Here is a 19,629-nt window from a genome sequence, read left to right as displayed (position 1 = left end):
ACAGGAGGTGTAAGTATGTGTAAATTTCCAAAAAATTTTCTTTGGGGAGGGGCAGTTGCCGCTAACCAATGTGAAGGTGCTTATAAAGAAGACGGTAAGGGACTGTCCATTCAGGATGTCCTGCCCCGGGGAATCCGGGGAGACAGAACGGCAGTTCCAACAGAGGATAACAAAAAATTAATTGGAATTGATTTTTATCACCGTTATCAGGAAGATATCAGGCTGTTTGCGGAAATGGGGTTTCAGGTATTTCGAACCTCGATTGCCTGGAGCCGGATATTTCCAAATGGTGATGAAGAAGAGCCTAACGAAAAAGGACTGCAATTTTATGATCATCTATTTGACGAATGCCATAAATACGGAATGGAACCACTCGTTACCATATCTCATTATGAGACGCCATTGTATCTGGCGGAACATTATAACGGATGGGCAGACAGGAAGCTGATCCAATTTTATGAGCGTTATGTCAGAACCCTGTTTGAACGGTTTGGGAGTAAGGTAAAATACTGGCTTACATTTAATGAGATTAATTCTGTGCTTCATGCCCCATTTATGAGCGGCGGCATCCATACACCGGCAGAAAAACTGACGGAACAGGAGCTTTATCAGGCGGCGCACCATGAGCTGGTTGCCAGTGCCCTGGCAACGAAAATAGCACATGAGATAATGCCGGAGGCAAAGATCGGATGCATGATTTTAAGTATGCCGATGTATCCTTTAACCCCATCGCCGGATGATATGATACAGTTAATGGAAGAGGAACACAAAAACTACTTTTTTGGAGATGTTCATGTAAGAGGAACCTATCCCGGATATATGAAGCGATATTTCAGAGAACAGAATATTCAGATCCACTTTGAGCCGGAAGATGAAGAAATCCTGAAACATACCGTAGATTTTGTATCGTTCAGTTACTATATGAGTGTCTGTGCCACAGCCGATAAAGAGAAACAGAAAAAGGGCAACGGCAATTTGCTGGGTGGGGTACCGAATCCTACTTTAGAGGCATCCCAGTGGGGATGGCAGATTGATCCGAAAGGGCTGCGCTATGTGCTGAATATGTTCTATGACCGTTATCAAAAGCCCCTGTTTGTTGTAGAAAATGGACTGGGTGCAGTGGATTTACTCATTGAAGACGAGCATGGGAATAAGACTGTGGAAGACGATTATCGAATTCAATACCTGCATGACCATCTGGTGCAGCTTCGTGAAGCAATCGAAGACGGTGTGGAGGTTCTGGGCTATACAACCTGGGGATGCATTGACCTTGTCAGCGCTTCCACCGCAGAATTGAAAAAACGTTACGGTTTTATCTATGTGGACCGGAACGATGATGGAAGCGGGACACTGGACAGATATAAGAAAAAGAGTTTTCATTGGTATAAGAAAGTAATTCAAAGTAATGGGAGGATATTGTGAAATTTATTCCACCTGCATGTTATAACTCTATTGCCTGAGGTTCTATAAGTGCCTGCGATGATCTTTTGCATTTTTTTCGTGTACGGAAAGAGCAGAAGGCAGACAAGGACAGGGGCTGAGAAGGCTTGCCACAGAAATGGCAAAACTTTCTCAGCCCCTGTCCTTGCCTGCCTTCTGCTCTTTCAGGGATATACTTCAATGTTACAAAGCTTTCCTTTATACCGTTGGGTTTGTAGGGCGGGAGGGCAGATAAGAACAAGTTCCTTTTATGCGTCCTCCTGTTCAAAGATTTATATTAAAATTTTTAACACTCTGCCGATTTAAAAGTTCGGGATAGAAAGTTACTTTTTTTGCGATTTTTCGTTCCCCGGACATTCGCTCACACAGTAAATTAACAGCTTCGTACCCAATCTGATATGGATGGACATCAATTGTGGAAAGGGGGGGCTGAGAATATTGGGTGGGATAGGAACCATCATGAGCTACGATGGATATGTCATCAGGAATACGAAGACCTGACTCGTTGAGGGCCTTTAGAGCGCCGAGTGCAATAGGGTCATTAGCACAAAAAAGAGCGGTAGGCATTGCCTGTTTTTTGGAAAGCCACCCTTTCATGGTAGCATACCCCCGTTCTACACGGTCTTTTCCGTGCTTGCTTTCGTATACCCACTCAGGGCGGAAGCAGTTATGGGATTCCAGAATTTGTTTGAAAATTTCTTTTCTGGAGCCGAACTGGATGGTTCCCGGAGCTTCTTCTACCCCCAGATAACCAATTTGGGTATGCCCGTTTTCGAATAAATGTTCCAGGGCCATGGACAGAGAATCATAATTGCTATGTGTAATATGATCGATCCGTTCCGGATAATAAGAAATGATTCCGGTGGTAGCCATAGGAATTGATGGAAAGTGGGATGTAAATAGCTGAAAATCTTTCAGCGAATAATTTCCTACAATCAGAATTCCTTCAGTAGTATTACGATAGCTGTTTAAAGCGTCAATGGTTATAAAATTGCATAAGATTTGATGTTTGGTACAGGCATCCTCAATACCTGTCCGGACGGAAAAATAGTAGGAGGAATCTATTTGATTCCGAAAAGTCTGTTTCTTATGAAGAACTGTAATGTTGGACTCGGAATTCTGCGTCAATATCTTTTTTCCCTTTGCCACGTACCCCAGTTTGTCTGCGGTCATGAATATACGGGCTTTTGTCTCGGCAGTTATGGATAAAGTCTCATCATTCCGTAAGGCTCTGGATACCGTTGCTGATGAAAGACTAAGAGTTTCAGCGATTTCTTTAATAGTTGTCATAGGTTAATAACATAGCGATACGCTATGCACTCCTTTCTTAAAGTAGTTCTATTCATTATATAATAAATATTTAGTAAATACAACTAGCATTTACTAAATATTCGTCACCGCATTTTCTTGCTGCTAATCAATAGGTATATTCCTACAAGAGAGAAACACATGATTCTTTGAGCCTGGTGAAACCTAATAAGGAAGGGTGTTACAGATATTTTCATATACAATTGCTTATAGTGGGCGAGTTATGGAGTTTACGCAATCCTTACAATAAGTTTTACTAAAATTTACATATATTTCAGTAAAACTTATTGACAATTTAGTAAAAGTATAGTATCGTATGAATTACAAAAGAGAAAAAGGAGGGCAAAATAACCAGAGGACATAGCGTATACAGGAATTTTTGGGGAATGATTTACGGGTATACAGAAATAACAGGTTACATAGTACAACGGAATCAGAAAAAACGGAAGGGATTTGGAAAGGATAAGGACTATGATTAAATTTAAGAAAATGGCAGCAATATTTTTAGCAGTTTCATTTACCGTATCTGGATGTGGCAGTAATACAGAGAAAGAAAAAGATGGTACCCAGGAAAAGGCAGCATTTGAGGAGGCAACCAAAGAAAATACAGATTCTGAAGAAAAACAAAATGGAGGAGAAGGAACAATTGTAGTGTATTCGCCTCAAGGAGATGAACTGAGAGGAACCTGGATTAAAGATAAGGCAAAAGAGGAACTGGGACTGAACATTCAGTTTTTGTGTGCGGGCGGAGGAGAACTTTCCGACAGGCTGGTTGCAGAGAAGAATAATCCCCAGGCAGATGTGGTAATGGGGTTGGCCCAGACCGCTATGTATAAGTTGAAAACTGAGGAAATATTAGACGTTTATGAACCGGCATGGGTAGAAGGGCTGCCAGAAGTATACCGGGACAAAGAAGGATATTTTAACAGCTTTTGGCAGACGCCCATTGTAATTGCTTATAATCCCGAATTCCTTTCAACCGATAAGGCACCGAAGGGGTGGGAGGATTTAAATAAACCGGAATATAGTGGATTGTATGGTATTGGAGCTACATCAGCACAGACAACGAGAACATATTTGGTTGGAATGCTATGGAAGTATTATGATGCGGAAACCGGAGACATTTCTCAGGAAGGCTGGGATTTCTTAAGTCAGGTATATGAGAATGCAGGTACACTGCCAAGCTCAGATGCGGATATATGGAAGGCATTTAAGGATGGAGAGCTGCCTATACTGCTATGGTGGTATGGAGGTGTGGTTTCAAATTGTGCGAAAAATCAGATACCTGTGGAATATGTAAAACCAGAGAGCGGTACTCCTGTGGTGGCAGAAGCGATTGGCCTTGTTAAGGGAGGAAAAAACCAAGATGGGGGAAAGAAATTCATTGACTGGTTTGGATCTGCAGAAGTAATGGCCGCTTATGCTAAGGAATTTGGACAGGCACCTGCATCACCGGAAGCCATTGAGCTATGTCCAGAGGAAGTAAAAGAGAATGCTACGATGTTTACGGCACAGAATATTGACTGGGAAGTAGCTGCAAAGAATTTAGATAAATGGTTGGAAAAAATAGAATTAGAGATTATGCCGTAATAGGATGGAGAAACAACAGGCGGCAAAAAAGCCGTCTGTTGCAAAATGGAGACCGCATATGATTGAAATTAAAGATTTAGAAATAAAATATGGAGATTTTATAGCAGTAAAAGAACTGAATATTGATATTAAGGAAGGGGAATTTTTTACCTTTTTAGGTCCATCCGGTTGTGGAAAGACCACTACCCTGCGTTGTATTTCAGGATTTGAAAAAGCATCAAGGGGTCAGATTGTTGTTTCCGGACGTGACATTTCGGGAATGTTGCCGGAAGAGAGAAATCTGGGTTTTGTGTTTCAAAGCTATGCACTTTTTCCAAGTATGGATGTATATGAAAATATTGCTTTTGGACTGAAGGCTCATAAGGTAAATAAAAAAGTAATCCAGATGAAGGTGAAAAATGTGGCAGAGCGTACAGGAATTACAGAGCACTTGCATAAGAAGGTTTCTGATCTTTCCGGAGGACAGCAGCAGAGGATTGCTATTGCACGTGCGTTGGTGTTGGAACCAAGGATTTTACTCATGGATGAGCCCTTATCAAACCTGGATGCCAAACTGCGTATTACTATGCGGGAAGAAGTCAAAAGACTTCAAAAGGAACTGGGAATTACGACTATCTATGTTACCCATGATCAAGAAGAGGCCCTTGCCATTTCTGACAGGATAGCCGTATTTAATCTGGGATGTCTGGAGCAGGTGGGAACGCCCCGGGAGATTTATCATTCCCCTTCAAGTGAATTTGTCGCCCGTTTTGTGGGAGAAATCAATTTACTGGAGGGAGAAATTGATAAAGCATTTAAAGAAAAAAATGAACTCAATCCTGAATGCTCTTGTTACGTTCGTCCACAGAAGCTTATGGTAGCCAAAAGAAGCAGTATGGAAGAAGAAATAGGATTTTTCCGTTTTCCTGCACGAGTAGAAAGCTTTGAGTTTCAGGGAGCTTATTCCAAGGTGAATTTGCTTTTAGGTGACGGGAAACGGATCAGCAGCCTTGTGTTCGCAGATGAGGATCTGTTTCAGATTGGGGACGAGGTAAGCGTATGGTTCAAAGAATCAGATGTTATTGTTTTTGGAGGGAGTGCCCATGAGCAGTAAAAAGCGAATTCAATATATTTTATATGGGATATTATTTCTGATTATCGGATGGTTTATTGCTGCTTTTATTATCCTTCCGGTAATTGGGGTATTTCGAGAGATTTTCTTTGCGGATGGCAGCTTTAGCATTGATGTAGTGAAAAAGCTGACAGCTTCAAAGCGAGTGGTCAGCTCATTAAAAAACACATATCTGATGGCCGTCTGTACCGTTGTAACGGTAAGTATTATCGGTATTTTTCAGATTTTGGTCACGGAGTATTTTGATATCAAAGGATCAAAAATTTTATCAGCGGCTTTTCATACTCCATTGATTTATGGTGGTATTTCTCTCGTAACAGGATACAATTATATTTACTCTTCAAACGGTTTTGTGACAAAGCTTTTGGTGGATGTTTTTCCAGGGATGGATCCAAAGTGGTTTACCGGGTTTGTGGGGGTACTTTTTGTACATAGTTTTTCTATGACAACCTACCATATATTGTTTGTGAAAACAACATTTAAGAGAATCGATTACTCTACCATTGAAGCTTGCAGGAGTCTTGGTGGAAACAATATAAAGGCATTTTTTAAGGTTGCGCTTCCGGTCATTAAACCTTCTATATTTTCTGCAACGGTACTTCTGACCCTGATGTCTTTAAACTCATTTGCAGCACCGGCTGTACTTGGTGGGAAAGATTTTTATTTAATTAACAGTATGATTCTTAACCTGAATAGTATAGGAAGCAGAGATTTAGCAGCATTGCTGGCATTGGTTCTGGCATTTACCTGTATTATCCTACTGCTGGTAATGAAATGGTTTGAGCGAAGAAATAATTATGTTTCAGTATCTAAGGTCCCTACTAAAATACGCAAAATGAAAATAAGAAATCCATTTTTGAATGTATTGGTTCATGGAATATCTTATCTGCTGGGGATCATTTACGCGTTGCCCATTGCCGGAATCCTGATTTTTTCTTTTGCAGATATTCAGACTATTGTAGACCAGACTTTTCCGAAGAGTTTTACACTGGAAAACTATATCCGTGTCTTTTCACGCAGTGTAACCCTTAAGCCTCTGATGAATAGCGTTAAGCTCAGTCTGATAGCTGTGGTAATTGTAATGATTATTTGCATTATTTCGGCACTGGCGATTCACAAAAATAAGAACAAAATGACTTTGATTTTAGAATTGACCTTGTTAATACCATGGATGCTTCCGGCAACCATGCTGGCAGTCGGAATGATCTCTACCTATTCTCAGCCCAATATCATGGTACTGGGAGTCGCTCTTTTGGGGGGATTTTGGCTATTGCCCATTGCTTATGCGGTAACCAGCATTCCTCAGGCCATGCGTTTGATCAAGGCCTCCCTGTATAATATCAATACATCTCATGAGGAGGCGGCCAGGGCGTTGGGAGCCGGACCAATTTATACAATGCTGCGGGTTATTCTTCCAGCCATGTTACCTACGGCAGTATCTGTGGGGGCAATTACATTTAACGGATTACTTTCTGAATATACGGTATCTGCACTTTTATATAGTGCTGATACGGTTCCCCTGGGTATCGTTCTCCGTACACCGGCAACAAACCCCGATCCGTATTCGGCAGCAAGTACACTGGTCTATATTGTTGTATTGATGATTTTCTCGGGTATTACCTTGGCTGCAACACAAAAATACAGAAATTATTAAAGAAAGAGGGATAAGATGGAAAGATTTGGATTTAATATCAATTTGAAAATGACGCCGGATGATATTCGGACAGTAGGAGAGGCCGTGTTAAGAGATGGGACTTATCAGGCTATTGAGGTTACGTATTATGAGAATATGGAGCATGTAGATACCAAGGATTATAATGATGCAGTGAAAGAGATTGCAGACAAATATCATCCACAGGTACTGGTGCATATTTCAGGTTTCAATTTAGCAGAAGAAAACAGCACCCTTCGAAAAGGAATTCTAGAAGAAATAAAAAACTGTATCGCCTATACAAAATGGCTTGGGGGAAAAGAGATAATCATCCACTCCGGTGATAGAGGTGCAGGTATTCATGTACCTGTTCTGCGGTCTGATAAAAAAACCGCTAATGCAAAAGATGTTTATGAAAAGGCATTTCGTCTTTCTGTAGAAATGATGCAGTGTGCATGTGATATGGCAAAAGAAGAAGGTATGATACTTTATACCGAAAATCTCAACGGAGCTCAGCTTACTATTACCACAGAAGATTTAAAGCGTTATTTAAATGCGGTAAACAGAGAGAATATTAAGCAGGTTTTTGATGTGGGACATTGCTATCATATGGGAGAAGAAATCTATTCGGAAGTAATTGCCGCAGGGAATCTGCTTCACCATTTGCATATTCATGATAATCATGGTCCCCGTAAAGAGACATGGCAAGATGAACACCTTCCGGTGGGTGAGGGTACGATAGACTATTATCTATTTATTAAGGCACTCCTGGAAATACAATATCAGGGTCTTTACATGATGGAGTTTTATCTATGTACACCAAAAAATTTACAAAACAGCAGAAAAGCCCTATTGTCTATATTAGAAAGCAGCAGGTGATGATATGAAGTTAGTTGGTGATTTACATTGCCATACGATTGCATCTGTCCATGCTTACAGCACCCTGAGAGAAAATATTACGGCTGCAAATGGAAAAGGTTTAAAGGTGCTTGCCATTACCGACCATGGTATTGGATGTGAGGATGCACCATCGGTTAATTATTTTGAAAATTTACTATCTTTGCCGGAGCAGATTGCAGGCATTCGTTTGATAAAGGGTGTTGAAGCTAATATTATGGATTTTAATGGAAATCTGGATATGCCTGAAGAAGCTCTGAAAAAAATGGAAGTTGTGATTGCATCATTTCATACCGCATGCCTGGTGCCGGGAACAATGGAGGAACATACAAATGCTTATTTAAAAGTGGCAGAGAATCCATTGGTACATATTATCGGACATTCCGGTTCCGCAGAGTTTCTGTATGATTATGAAAAGGTAATACCGGTTTTTAAGAAATATGATAAAGTGGTGGAAATAAATGCACATACGTTTATCTGCAGAGAAAAGTCGATCCCAAACTGTATACACATTGCTAAACTTTGCAAACAGTATGAAGTACCGGTAGCAGTGAATTCAGATGCACATTCGGAATTCGAAGTCGGAGAATGTAAAAAGGCTTTTGAAATGTTAGAAAGTATTGACTTTCCGGAAAATTTAATTATAAATACAGATTGCGGGCGGCTGAAAAAATATCTGGAATCTATTGGCTTAGATTCTGAATAAAGAAATCCATGTGGTATGAAACACTGCTGAAGCTATTTCTTGCAATTCTGCTGAGCGGAATTATCGGATATGAGCGAGAGCATAAAAACCGGCCGGCAGGTCTGCGGACACATGTCCTGGTATGCGTGGGAGCCGCCATTGTACAAGTCACATCCCTTGAATTCTATGGACAGGTTATGGGAAGTTATGCATCAGATCCCTTTCGTTTGGGTGCGCAGGTCATTAGTGGCATTGGATTTTTGGGAGCAGGTACCATTATTAAAGAGGGAAATAGTATTAAAGGCCTTACCACAGCAGCAAGCCTCTGGGCAGTCGCATGTATTGGAATTACGGTAGGAACAGGCCTGTATAAAGAAGCTGTTTTTTCTACATTGGCAGTATTCGGTTCACTCAAGTTTCTTCGGATGTTGGAAAGGTGGCAGTTGAAGCATAAAAGAGCAGTTGCCCTGGAATTGGAAATCCTAAATGGAAAAGAGACTATTTCACAGGTTTTGCAGATAGTGTCAGATTATAATATGAACATAGTATATATGTTAGTAAAAAATATGGATTCACATATCTTTAAGATTGAGCTGACTTTATCTTATAATGAGGATATATCACTTGCGGATATCATTGAAGATCTTGCTACGATCAGCGGAGTAAGAAATGCAGAGTTTGAAAGAGAAGGAAGATATTAAAGCAGAAAAGTCATGCCGGGTACTGACTAAAGTAACCAATAATTGCATGACAATCTGGTGCAGCGGCGTAAAGTGTGCATTTTCTTCCGCAGACTACAATAAGTTCCTGAATTCCTGATTGACTCATATTCAATCATATGGTAGAATGATTTTCGAGGTGATAATATGCGCATATCAAAAGAACCGGAAGTAAGAAAACAGGAGATCATAGATGTGGCTATGAAAGTATTTGCTGAAAAGGGATATGAAGCCGCAACAATGAAGGATATAGCAAGAGAAGCAAATGTTGTGGCAGGTTTGTGCTACCACTATTTTCAAAATAAGCAGGAACTTTATAAAACAGCCGTGACACAATATGCAAAGGAATGCAGCAGTGCATTCATTTCCATTTTTCAACAGACTGAATTACCTTTAGATGAATGTCTGGATGCCATGGAGAAAATCTCTATCAGCCAGGAACACGGTTATAAATACAAAGAATTTTTTAACAAAGAAGGAAATGAACTATTTCATAAGCAGCTGGAATTGTACATGTCAAAAGAGATCTTTCCGTTTATGCAGAATTACATAGCGTGTCTGGCTAAGCGTAAGGAAATCCAGGCAGAAGATACCGGTCTGTTAGCACATTTTTTGTGGAATGGACAGTCTTCGGTTATGAATGAGGAAAGTGTACCGGTTGAAAAGAGAATTGCGTTTATCAGGAAGATATTTAAAAAAATATTAGATTAGAACAAGATTTTAGACATTTAGAATATGACATTCATGTTTCTATTGCTACGTCGTACAGAATAAGCAAACAGCTATTGATACTAAGTATAATCAGCCCTGCCAAGTTTGGCAGGGCAAACAAATACCTTGTGATTGAACGAAAGTCAATGAATATATTTCAATGAATACGAGTCAATGAATATTAATCAATATGCTTAGAATCTGAACAAATGCAAAAAAAATCAGTTTCAGGAAAGGAGAAATTTATGCGTAAAGAAAGCAGTAAGGAATTAACAAAACAATATTTTAACAGTACCGCGGAGGATTATGATCAAAGTCATGACGGAAAATTTGTATATTGCATGTATCAGGAGATTGTGGAGAGGGCGGCAGCTTTGAAGCCTGACAGTGTACTGGATTTGGGGTGTGGAAATGGAAATGTCATACATTTGCTGAAAAGCCGGATATCTGCAAAGTACTACGGACTGGATATCTCAGAAAAAATGATAGAGGAGACAAAGAAACGTTTTGGAAATGAAGTGGAACTGTGTGTAGGGGATGCAGAAAATCTTCCATATGAGGATCATACCTTTGATCTGATTATCTGTAATGCTTCCTTCCATCACTATCCCAGAGCAGAGAAAGCAGTTGCAGAGATGAAAAGAGTTTTAAAGCCTGACGGAACGGTCATATTGGGGGATCCGACTCTGCCGGGGAAAATCTTTACCAATATGCTGAACTGGCTTATGAAATACAGTCATTCCGGGGAGGCAAAGATCTGGCATAAGAAGGAAATTATTCCATTATTCCAAAGGTATGGTTTTCAGATTAAAGATTGGAAGAAGATAAATTATAAGACATTTATGTTTTCGGCGACACCTGAAACATAACAAATTGCAAGAAATCGAAATACAGTGAATTAAATTACAAATTCCTCCATGCTATAATTTCCCCAAAAGATACGAGGAGGATTAGGAATGAAATATAAAAATGATTCTCTTTCCATAGAGGAAAGGGTAGAGGATCTGATGGGGCGGATGACACTGGATGAGATGGCTGCGCAGCTTGGATCATACTGGATCTACCAGTTAGATGACGGGAAGAACCTGTCTCAGGAGAAAGCACAAAGATATCTGCATGATGGGATTGGACAGATTACAAGAGTCTGCGGCGGCAGCAGCCTGAAACCGGATGAGGCAGCCAGGATGGCAAATCAGATTCAGAAATATCTGGTGGAAGAAACCAGGCTGGGGATACCAGCGATGATTCATGAGGAGGCTTGCAGCGGCTTTACGGCAATCGGCGCTACTACATTTCCACAGACCATAGGAGTGGCATCTTCTTTTGATCCGGAGCTGAGTGAACAGATAGGCAAGGTGATTGGCAGACAGATGAGGGCTGCAGGAGCACATCAGGCCCTTGCGCCGCTGTTAGACGTTGCAAGGGATCCGCGCTGGGGACGTATGGAAGAGACCTATGGGGAAGATCCCTATGTGGTGGGGACTATGGGCACAGCCTATGTAAAGGGAATCCAGGGTGATTTGAAAGAGCAGGGAGTTCTGGCAACCGGGAAGCATTTTGTAGGCTACGGCGCATCGGAAGGCGGTATGAACTGGGCGCCGGTTCATCTGCCGGAGCGGGAGCTGCGGGAAGTATACCTGACACCATTTGAGATGGCGGTAAAGGAAGGAAATCTGGCATCCATTATGAATGGATATCATGAGATTGACGGCGTACCCTGCGGTGCTTCGAAGAAGCTGCTGAACGATATCCTGAAAGAAGAGTGGGGATTTGAGGGCATTGTAGTTTCTGATTATTTTGCCATTAACCAGATCTTTGATTATCACAATATGGCAGCGGATAAAGAAGAAGCAGCAAAAATGGCGCTGGAAGCAGGCATGGATGTAGAACTTCCCAATGTGGACTGCTTTGGGGGACCTTTAAAGCGCGCGGTAGAAAAGGGAGATATTTCCATGGAACTGATCCGGACCAGTGTAAGAAAAGTCCTGACATTTAAATTCCGTCTGGGATTATTTGAACATCCATATGTGGAAGCGGAGAAGACATTGGAGCAGTTTGATACGCCTGAGGATCGTCAGCTTGCCCTGGAAGCGGCAAGAAAGTCCGTTGTTTTACTGAAAAACGAGAACCGGCTTCTGCCTTTATCAAAGGATATCAAAAAACTGGCTGTCATCGGTCCTTCTGCAGACAATATCCGGCATATGATCGGGGACTACACCTATCAGGGACAGATCGAAGGTCTGCTGGAGCTGCATGAGAGCCAGGGAAATGCCATGAATCAGCCCATACCGGAGAATATTGAAATGTCCGGGAATATCGTGCAGATGGAGAGTTACCTTGAGGCAATCAAAAAGGCGGTGTCTTCGGATACGGAGATTATCTATGCAAAAGGATGTGAGATAAAAGGGACTTCCAGAGATGGATTTACAGAAGCGGTAAATGCTGCCAGACAGGCTGACACCGTACTGTTGTTTTTGGGCGATCTGACTGGAATTACTCTGGAATGTACGGTGGGAGAATCGGTGGACCGGGCAGAATTAAGTCTTCCGGGAGTACAGGGAGAACTGGTACGCGCCATTGCAGCCACCGGGGTACCGGTAGTTCTGGTGCTGAGCAACGGGCGCCCCTATTCGATTACCTGGGAAGAAGAGCATATCCCGGCAATTCTGGAAGCGTGGTTCCCTGGAGAAGAGGGAGGAAAAGCCGTAGCAGAAATTCTATTCGGAGACAGGAACCCGGGCGGCAAACTTCCGGTATCCGTACCACGGACCTCCGGGCAGATTCCGGTGTACTATATGCATAAAAAATCCGGCGGGCGTTCCCACTGGAGAGGAAATTACGATGACGTCAGTGCTTCCCCTCTGTATGCATTTGGCTATGGACTGAGTTATACAGATTTCCGTTTTGAAGATTTCAAAATAGAAAAAAAGGAAATAGCGGTAGGAGGCAGTCTGGAAGCCTCCGTTAAGATCACCAACATCGGAGACCGGGAAGGTGATGAAGTAGTACAGCTTTATATACGGGATGTGGCTGCCAGTGTCACCAGACCGGTACAGGAACTGAAAGCATATAAGAGAATCACATTGAAGCCCGGTGAAAGTAAGGTGCTGGAATTTACCATTAAATCGGCGCAGATGGGATTTTATGATATCAATATGGATTATGTGCTGGAGCCGGGAACAATCGAGGTTATGGTGGGGGCAGCCTCCAATGATATCCGGTTCAGAGACAATATCATCCTGACAGGGAATAAGTGTAAAGCAGACCGGGTATTTGAAAATCAGGTAATTGTAAGAAAGCAGGTGTAGTTTATGTACTATAAAGAAGACTGGGAAAAAGCAAAAGCCAGACTGACAGCGTTATGGGACAATGAGATACTGGATCGCTGCTGTATATCCGTTGCAGCTCCCCGGGACGGTAAAACAAATGTACACATATTTGCTCCCGGTGAATGTAATCCAAATGACCCGGAAGATCTGGAAGATTACTGGATGAACCCGGAGCGGATCTGGAAACGTAATATCCTGCGGCTGGAACATACCTATTTCGGAGGGGAGTCACTGCCCCTGGTGATGCCAAATTTTGGAGCCTCCGGGCACTGTGTTTACTACGGCGGTAAATACACGTTAAAAGCGGATACGATCTGGTTTGATTCAGTGGTGGAAGACCTGGAGGAGCACCAATGGAAATATGACCGTGAAAATAGATTCTACCGCCGCCAGCGGGAGATTGTCCAATATCTTGCAGAAAAGGGCATGGGAAATTATCTGCTGTCTATGCCGGATAACTGCGGCACACTGGATGCCATCGGACATCTGCATGGTTCTATGGAAACCATGATGGACATGTATAGCTGTCCCGGGGCAGTTCAGGCGGCCATATCAACAATCAATGAAGGCTGGACAGATGCGGCGGAGACTTTCTATCAATTGGGGAAGAACTGCAACGAAGGGGGCAGCTGTGTTGGGTGGATGGACACCTGGGCACCGGGGCGCCATGCCCAGATGCAGTGTGATATGTCTGTCATGTTCTCGCCGGACTGTTATCAGAAGTTTGTGGTACCGGAACTCAAAAAGCAGATGGAATGGGAAGAATATCCTGTTTACCATTTTGACGGAAAAGAACAGATCAGCCATCTGGATCATTTACTGGACCTGAAAGAGCTTCAAATGATTCAATGGACCAATGTGGATGGGCAGGAAAGTCCCGCACATTTTATTCCTGCACTGAAGCGGATGCAGGAGGCAGGGAAAAAGATCCTGGTGCTGACTCCGGCATCGGATATTCCCGCATTGCTTGATAACCTGTCATCCAGGGGGCTGTATCTGCATACTTATGCAGATACCGTGGATGAAGCCAATAAGATTATACGCTATGTGGAAAAAAATACACATGCATGAGGAGGAAGTACATTATGAAATATGAAGCATCCTGGAATTCACTGAAAACCCATCAAACACCGTCATGGTTTCAGAAGGCAAAATTCGGAATCTACACACACTGGGGGATTTATTCCGTACCTGCCTGCAGACCCAATGGAAGCTGGTATGGCTTTTATATGTATCAGAAAGGCAGTCCCCAATATGATTACCATACAAAAACATACGGAGATCCATCCGTATATGGATATAAGGATTTTATCCCGGCATTTACCGGAGAAAAGTTCAATGCCAGGGAATGGGCCGAATTATTTGCAAAGGCAGGAGCAAAATTTGCAGGACCAGTAGGCGAGCATCATGACGGATTTAGTATGTGGGACACCGGTTTAAACCGGTGGAATTCTGCGAAAATGGGTCCCAAAGCAGATGTTGTGGCGGAGATGGAACGGGAGATCCGGGCGCAGGGAATGAAGTATATGGTGGCGCTTCATCATGCGGAAAACTGGAGGTTCTTTCCACACTGGGCAGAGGGAACAGATTTATCGGATCCGGAGTATTTTGATCTGTACGGTACCCCGCATGACCTGGACTGGAAGGACGGGATACCGGATAAGGGCGAATGGCCGATCTGGAATGCACAGACTCTGCCGGATAAAGCATTTTGTGACAAATGGCTTGCAAAATGCAAGGAAATTATCGACCGGTTTTCACCGGATATGCTATGGTTTGACTTTGGTCTGGGATTTATGCCGGAAACCTACCGGGAAGAGATGCTGGCTTATTACTATAATAAAAGTGAAGAGCAGGGAAGAGAAGTAGTCATTACCTATAAATATCAGGATCTTCCGGTGGGAAATGGTGTCATTGATCTGGAACTGGGAAGATTTGACCGGATGATGTATCACGAATGGATCACCGATACCACCGTAGATGACGGGGAGGGATGGTGCTATCTGTTTGATGCGGAATATAAGCAGCCGGAGGAACTGGTACACTATCTCATTGACAATGTGAGCAAGAACGGATATCTCCTGCTCAATGTAGGTCCAAAACCCAATGGAGAGATTCCGGAAGAAGCCAGACATATCCTTCTGGAAATGGGAAAATGGCTGGAAGTTAACGGTGATGCAATCTATGATACCACACCCTGGATGACATTCGGAGAAGGCCCGGCTAAAATGGAAAAGGCCGGTATGTTCAGTGAAGGAGAAAAGCTTCAGTATGGGCCGGAGGATATCCGGTTTACCGTTAATGGAAACATGCTTTATGCGGCACTTCTTGGGTGGCCGCAGGATGGAAAGGCAGTCATCAGAAGTGCCGCCCGGTTCTATCCGGGAGAAATAGAAGAGATTACTATGCTAGGTAATGGAAAACCGCTGCAGTGGAGCTGTACGGATGAGGGGCTGGTTGTAAATCTTCCGGACCAAAAGCCCTGTGATTATGCCTGGGTACTGGAAATTGCCCGGAAGTCTCCTTTTTAGACCGGGAATCCTTTTGTGGCGGTATCAGCACTGCTTTTTGCAGAATGGATGGCTGGAGATATACGAAACATACTATAAATTTTACGAACGTTGCATATATTCATGAACGAATTTTATGATATAATAAATACAATGAATCATCAAATACTCTCGGAGGCGCAAATCGGTCAGATTTGGGGTTCGGAGAGTTTTGATGTATGAAAACATGGGATCATGGGGGAAAGAACATGTATAAGGTTGTAATTGCGGAAGATGAAATGTTTGTGAGGCTGGGAATCAAGATGTCTGTTGACTGGGAGAAGCTGGGGATGGAGGTGGCAGCTGATGTGGAGAATGGGCAGCGGGCACTGGAAGCATGGGAAGCCTTTCAGCCGGATATTGTCATAACGGATATTAAGATGCCCGTGATGGATGGAATTTCACTGATCAGGCAAATACGGCAAAAGGATGAGCGGACCAGATTTATCATCCTCAGCTGCATGGAAGAATTCAATATTGTGCGGGAAGCCATTTCACTTGGGGTTTCCGATTATGTATTAAAGCTGACCATGACACAGAAAGATATGGAAAAAGTCCTGGAGAAGGTCAAAAGAGAATTGGTTGTCATGGACAGAAGCCAGAAGAAACAGGAAAACGGGATGGAAAGAAAACGGTTTGAGGACTCACTCCGCAATTTCCTCTATTACCGCCTGGATGTGGGCCAGGATTGGAAAATGATGCTGGAAGAACAATTTTCTGATGCGGAAAAGCAAATGCAGATGGTGGCACTGGAGATTGATAACTATACGGAAAGCAAACGGATATTCAACGATTCTTATGGCAGTATCCTGGATTCGGCAGTAGAGAATATCCTGTCAGAACTGCTGGTGGAGGAAAACCATATTCTGCTTCCGGAAAAGGATGGGAGATTTATCATGATCCTGGAAGAGGCCGGGGACAGTGAAATTCTGTCCGGACAGCTGCAGCAGCAGCTGGAAAAAATGCGGGAGGTATTGCAGCGGTGTGTGAAAAGCACGGTTTCCTTCGCCATAAGCAGCCGGGGCAATAGCGGTGATGAACTTTATGAAATGTACCATCAGTGCTGCCAGGCGCTGGAAAAGAAATTCTTTTATGGATTGAACCGGAATACCTTGTATAATGCACAGAACCCGGATGACTGTAAGCGGCTGATCCGCAGAAAGATGGGGCGGTTAATTTTACAGATGAAAATGGATGAGTCTGCTGCCAGGCGGCTTCATGAGGCGGAAGCAGGATTCTGCCAGCATGAAAATCCGGTTACCATCCGGCATTATTTTGAACATGCCATCAATGTAGAGATGTGCAGAATTCTGCCGGAAGGCCAGCAAAGATACCAGATCACAGAGCAGTTTATAACCAGACTGAAAAACAGCCAGACCTTTGACGGGGTCCTGGAGGTTTATGAATCCTGTATGGAATATCTTCAGGTCAGTTCCGGTGAGCAGACATTATTAAGTAAGCCGGTCAAAGATATCCTGTATTATATCAGCCTGCATTATCCGGAAGATATCACCCTGGATCAGGTTTCCCAAATGGTAGAGTTGAGCAGGACTTATGTGTGCGGCTTGTTCAAGAAGGAACTAGGTGTAAATTTAACCAATTATATTATGAACTACCGGATTGAGAAAGCGAAGGAGCTGCTGCGCAGTACCAACTTAAGATCATATGAGATAGCTGAGAAGGTGGGGTTTCTCGATGAAAGTTATTTCAGCCGTACCTTTAAGAAAGTGACCGGTCAATCTCCCAATTCATTTAAAAAAGGGGTATAAACATGCTCTGGCTGGTATTAGAGAATGTGCGCCGGGACAGGAAAGGCGGAAGAAGCCATGAGAAGAAAAAAGAATAACGGACAGGCATTCAGCAGACGGCTCCAGTCACAGCTGCTGGCAGTCTTTATGGTGACGATCACAATCCTGGTGGGAGTTGTGTCCATATTCAGCTACAAACGTTCCGAAAAAGTGATTCAGGAACAGTCAGCCAGTATGATGCAGCAGTATTTCCAACAAAATCAGTATAACATTATCCGCTATACCCAGGAGGTGGAAAAAATACTGCGACTTTTTATGATTCAGGACTCTCTTCAGGACTATATGCGGCAGGGATGGAAAAACCAGTTTGACAGCATCCAGAAAGCGATGCAGATTTTTGATTATACCAATGTCGTGATGGGGAATTATGAATACCTGGATTCTATTTATTACTATGGAAATGACGGTACGGCTCTGGGAGTCTTGGAGAAGAAGAATATGGTAACCAGGATACCGGCTCTGGATCTGCCATGGTATTCCCTGGGGATTCAGGAGGAAGCTCTGAAAAATCCGGGGAAGGTACTGTGGTTTGGAGGGTATACGAATCTGGATTTTGCCATGGAGCAGGAAGCGAAAGAGGTGCCATATATAACCGCAGCCGGCAGCATTTGGCTGGGAACGGGAAGATATGCCACTGTAGTAGTGAATATCCGGCAAAATGCACTTGCAGATCTTTTTACAAAGTCAGATACTCCGGATGAAAGAGAAAGTTATCTGATGAATGACCAGGGCATAATCGTGGTTCATCAGAACAGCGAAAAAGTAGGAAAACAGGCAGAGTTTACCCCTCGTGAGCTGGAAAAGACCGGTGACGGCTATCTGATGAAAGAAAATATTCAGATTAATTACCATCGGATACAGGGGCTGCCCTGGACCATTGTAACGGAGATTCCCAAAGAATCGCTCTATGGAAGCCTGGTTTCATTGAAACGCTGGTTTCTGGTTCTTGCGGCAGGGGGGCTTCTGGTAGCACTTGCATTGTCGGCGTACAGCCTTTATCGGCTGACTGAACCGCTGAAACGTCTGAGGGCGGCGATGGAGCGGATGGAAAATGGTTCTCTGGGAGAACAGCTGGATGAAAGCAGCAAAAATGAACTGGGAATGCTGGGACGGCAGTTTAACCGGATGTCCATGAGTATTCATACCATGATCGACCAGATCCGGGATATGGAAGAAGAGAAAAGAATTTTGGAAAAAGAAGCCCTGCAGGGTCAGTTAAATCCGCATTTTCTATTTAATACCCTGAGCACCATGCGCTTTATGGCAAAGCTGGGACAGAATGAACCCCTGGAAGAGTGTTTCTGCGCACTGGGAAGAATGCTGCAGCCAATGTACCGCAGTCAGGGAGAATTGTGGAGCCTCAGACAGGAAGTAGACTACATGTCTACCTATATTACGATCATGAATTGCCGTTACGGTGGTAAGCTTATCATGGAATTTGAGATACCGGATATGCAGATGGAGCTTCCGGTACTTAAATTCATTTTGCAGCCCCTGGTGGAAAATGCCATTGAACATGGATTTGCAGATTCCGGTGGAGCCGGCATGATTGTGATGGGGGCAGAGCAGAAAGAGAATCAGCTGCAGGTGTACGTTGAAGATAACGGCAGCGGAATTCAGGAGGAAGAGCAGGAACGACTTTGCCAATTACTGAAGCAGGCGGAGAAACAGAAGGAGCTTTATAAGAATCATGTAGGCATTGTGAATGTGCATCGGAGGTTAAAGGTACATTTTGGGGACGCATACGGAATCAGGCTGGAAAGTATACCGGGGAAATCCACCTGTATATATCTGGTTATGCCGGTTATAAAGCCTGTTTAAAAATCATTGC

16 protein-coding genes are annotated in these 19,629 nt (G+C 43.2%); 15 read left to right on the top strand and 1 reads right to left on the bottom strand.

Annotated features, from left to right (window positions below; translation table 11 throughout):
- Window positions 1–15 precede the first annotated feature (15 nt).
- Window positions 16–1,422, top strand: a complete 1,407-nt coding sequence (locus QR40_RS12175; protein WP_044295201.1) for a glycoside hydrolase family 1 protein — start codon at window positions 16–18, stop codon at window positions 1,420–1,422.
- A gap of 282 nt (window positions 1,423–1,704) precedes the next feature.
- On the opposite strand, the gene QR40_RS12170 is transcribed toward QR40_RS12175, so the two are convergent.
- The gene (locus QR40_RS12170) at window positions 1,705–2,730 is read right to left on the bottom strand and encodes a LacI family DNA-binding transcriptional regulator (protein WP_044295200.1); all 1,026 of its coding nucleotides are present in this window, start codon (window positions 2,728–2,730) and stop codon (window positions 1,705–1,707) included.
- A 489-nt stretch (window positions 2,731–3,219) separates the two neighbouring features.
- Here QR40_RS12170 and QR40_RS12165 point away from each other — a divergent pair, with 489 nt between their 5' ends.
- The 14 genes from QR40_RS12165 to QR40_RS12105 all read left to right on the top strand — a co-directional run bounded on the left by QR40_RS12165 (window position 3,220) and on the right by QR40_RS12105 (window position 19,619).
- Window positions 3,220–4,338, top strand: a complete 1,119-nt coding sequence (locus QR40_RS12165) for an extracellular solute-binding protein (RefSeq protein ID WP_052430819.1) — start codon at window positions 3,220–3,222, stop codon at window positions 4,336–4,338.
- Between the two features lie 4 nt (window positions 4,339–4,342).
- Window positions 4,343–5,431 (top strand): ABC transporter ATP-binding protein, encoded by a 1,089-nt coding sequence (locus QR40_RS12160; RefSeq protein WP_242858506.1) that lies wholly within the window; start codon window positions 4,343–4,345, stop codon window positions 5,429–5,431.
- Window positions 5,421–7,103, top strand: a complete 1,683-nt coding sequence (locus QR40_RS12155; RefSeq protein WP_044295197.1) for an ABC transporter permease — start codon at window positions 5,421–5,423, stop codon at window positions 7,101–7,103. The genes QR40_RS12160 and QR40_RS12155 overlap by 11 nt, the downstream gene beginning before the upstream one ends.
- 15 nt (window positions 7,104–7,118) lie before the next feature.
- Window positions 7,119–7,979 (top strand): sugar phosphate isomerase/epimerase family protein, encoded by an 861-nt coding sequence (locus tag QR40_RS12150; protein ID WP_044295195.1) that lies wholly within the window; start codon window positions 7,119–7,121, stop codon window positions 7,977–7,979.
- A gap of 4 nt (window positions 7,980–7,983) precedes the next feature.
- Window positions 7,984–8,703: a phosphatase gene (locus tag QR40_RS12145; protein WP_044295194.1), complete on the top strand. Its 720-nt coding sequence runs from the start codon at window positions 7,984–7,986 to the stop codon at window positions 8,701–8,703.
- Between the two features lie 8 nt (window positions 8,704–8,711).
- Complete coding sequence (locus QR40_RS12140; RefSeq protein WP_044295192.1) at window positions 8,712–9,383, top strand: MgtC/SapB family protein; 672 nt, start codon at window positions 8,712–8,714, stop codon at window positions 9,381–9,383.
- Window positions 9,352–9,501 (top strand): hypothetical protein, encoded by a 150-nt coding sequence (locus QR40_RS31765; protein WP_160295803.1) that lies wholly within the window; start codon window positions 9,352–9,354, stop codon window positions 9,499–9,501. The genes QR40_RS12140 and QR40_RS31765 overlap by 32 nt, the downstream gene beginning before the upstream one ends.
- A 47-nt stretch (window positions 9,502–9,548) precedes the next feature.
- A complete protein-coding gene (locus QR40_RS12135; RefSeq protein WP_027292745.1) occupies window positions 9,549–10,112 on the top strand; it encodes a TetR/AcrR family transcriptional regulator in 564 nt (187 codons plus the stop codon).
- 245 nt (window positions 10,113–10,357) lie between these two features.
- Window positions 10,358–10,981 (top strand): class I SAM-dependent methyltransferase, encoded by a 624-nt coding sequence (locus QR40_RS12130; RefSeq protein WP_044295190.1) that lies wholly within the window; start codon window positions 10,358–10,360, stop codon window positions 10,979–10,981.
- Between the two features lie 87 nt (window positions 10,982–11,068).
- Window positions 11,069–13,420, top strand: a complete 2,352-nt coding sequence (locus tag QR40_RS12125; RefSeq protein WP_044295189.1) for a glycoside hydrolase family 3 N-terminal domain-containing protein — start codon at window positions 11,069–11,071, stop codon at window positions 13,418–13,420.
- 3 nt (window positions 13,421–13,423) lie between these two features.
- Window positions 13,424–14,512, top strand: coding sequence for a hypothetical protein (locus QR40_RS12120; RefSeq protein ID WP_044295187.1), 1,089 nt, complete (start codon window positions 13,424–13,426; stop codon window positions 14,510–14,512).
- A 14-nt stretch (window positions 14,513–14,526) separates the two neighbouring features.
- Window positions 14,527–15,972, top strand: coding sequence for an alpha-L-fucosidase (locus QR40_RS12115; protein WP_052430818.1), 1,446 nt, complete (start codon window positions 14,527–14,529; stop codon window positions 15,970–15,972).
- 197 nt (window positions 15,973–16,169) lie between these two features.
- Window positions 16,170–17,759, top strand: a complete 1,590-nt coding sequence (locus QR40_RS12110; protein WP_044295184.1) for a response regulator — start codon at window positions 16,170–16,172, stop codon at window positions 17,757–17,759.
- Window positions 17,760–17,816: 57 nt separating this feature from the next.
- Window positions 17,817–19,619, top strand: coding sequence for a cache domain-containing sensor histidine kinase (locus QR40_RS12105; RefSeq protein WP_160295802.1), 1,803 nt, complete (start codon window positions 17,817–17,819; stop codon window positions 19,617–19,619).
- Window positions 19,620–19,629 lie beyond the last annotated feature (10 nt).

The organism is Robinsoniella peoriensis (assembly GCF_000797495.1).
In the GTDB taxonomy this organism is placed as follows: domain Bacteria; phylum Bacillota; class Clostridia; order Lachnospirales; family Lachnospiraceae; genus Robinsoniella; species Robinsoniella peoriensis.
Note: the sequence above shows the minus strand (reverse complement) of the source record. Positions and strands in the feature narration are given on the sequence as shown.